Origin of the sequence: Inhella sp., assembly GCF_027532025.1 — a bacterium.
GTDB lineage: Bacteria > Pseudomonadota > Gammaproteobacteria > Burkholderiales > Burkholderiaceae_C > Inhella.
On record NZ_JAPZSY010000095.1, the window covers coordinates 1 to 1,528 of the forward strand.

At 67.3% G+C, this 1,528-nt stretch carries 1 protein-coding gene and 1 pseudogene; both read left to right on the plus strand.

Annotated elements, in window-relative coordinates; genetic code table 11:
* A pseudogene (gene glmM / locus O9335_RS12200) lies at positions 1 to 862 on the plus strand (phosphoglucosamine mutase); the annotation flags it as partial.
* 37 nt (positions 863 to 899) lie between these two features.
* Positions 900 to 1,528 (plus strand): phosphate regulon sensor protein PhoR (locus tag O9335_RS12205; RefSeq protein WP_298388445.1); only part of this gene is annotated, 629 nt, incomplete at its 3' end.

Consider the following 1,528-nt stretch of genomic DNA (forward strand, 5'->3'; position numbering starts at 1 on the left):
GCGCTACGTTGAGTTCTGCAAGGCTTGCTTTGGGGCCGACCTCAGCTTGAAGGGCTTGAAGATCGTGGTGGACGCCGCCCATGGCGCGGCCTATCACGTGGCTCCCGATGTGCTGCACGAATTGGGCGCCGAAGTCGTCGCGATCGGCTGCAGCCCCGACGGGATCAACATCAACGCCGGCTTCGGGGCCACGGAGCCAGCGGCGCTGCAGGCGGCGGTGCGCGAGCACGGAGCGCACTATGGCGTGGCCCTGGACGGCGATGCCGATCGGGTGCAAATGGTGGACGCCCAAGGGCGCTTGTTCAACGGCGATGAGTTGCTCTACCTCTTGGTGCGCGACCGCCAGCTGAGCGGTCAAACCGTCCCAGGGGCGGTCGGTACCTTGATGACCAACATGGCGGTGGAGCTGGCGCTGCAGCGGGTGGACGTGCCGCTGGTGCGCGCCAAGGTGGGCGACCGCTACGTGCTGGAGGAACTGGTGGCCCGGGGCTGGCAGTTGGGTGGCGAGGGCTCGGGGCACCTGTTGGCACTGGACAAGCACACCACGGGCGACGGCATGGTCAGCGCCTTGTTGGTCTTGCAGGCGGTGGTGCGCAGTGGGCGCAGCCTGGCCGAGTTGTTGAGCGATGTGAGCCTGTTCCCCCAGACCCTGATCAACGTGCGACTGCAACTCGGCCAAGACTGGGCGACCAACGTGGCCTTGAAGGCCGAACAGGCTGCGGTGACGGCCGAGCTGGGCCGAACGGGCCGGGTGCTCATTCGCGCCTCGGGCACCGAGCCGCTGGTGCGGGTGATGGTGGAGGCGCAAGACCCGAAGCAGGCTCAGGCGGCCGCTGAGCGACTCGCGGTCACCCTGCGCTGAGGGGGCGAGCGCCGTGTTTCGGACTCGCTGGTTCCGAGTGTCGGCCGGCCTGATGGTGTGGGCGGGCTCGGTGCTGCTGGCGGTCTCTGTGACCGGTGTGAACGACCACCCGGTGCTGGTCGCCGTCTTGGCAGCCACCGGGGTGGCCCTGGGCCTGGGGTTGATGGAGGCCGTACGGACCCAGCGCCTGCTGGCCTGGCTGCGCTCCCCGCAGGCCCAGGTTCCCCAGCACGAAGAAGGCGCGTGGGGCGATTTGACCTACCGCCTCGAGCGGATTTTGGAGACGCATCGGCGCGACCTGCAACGCGAAAAGGCGCGCCTGGCGGAGTTTCTGGAGGCCATCGAAGCGTCGCCCAATGGCGTGCTTCTGATGGACGCCAACGAGCACATCGTCTGGCTCAACACGCAGGCGGCACACCACTTTCAGTTGCACCCCGTGCGCGACTTGCAACAGCGCATCACCAACCTCATCCGGCAGCCGCTTTTCGTGCAGCACCTGCAGTCGCGCAACACCCAGCAGGCGATCACCCTGCAGGTGCACGACGGCCGCAGCATCTCCATCATGCTGCGCACCTATGGCGAAGGCGCCATGCTGCTGCTCAGCCAAGACGTCAGCGAGCGGGAACGCAACGAGGCCATGCGTCGCGACTTCGTGGCCAATGTGTC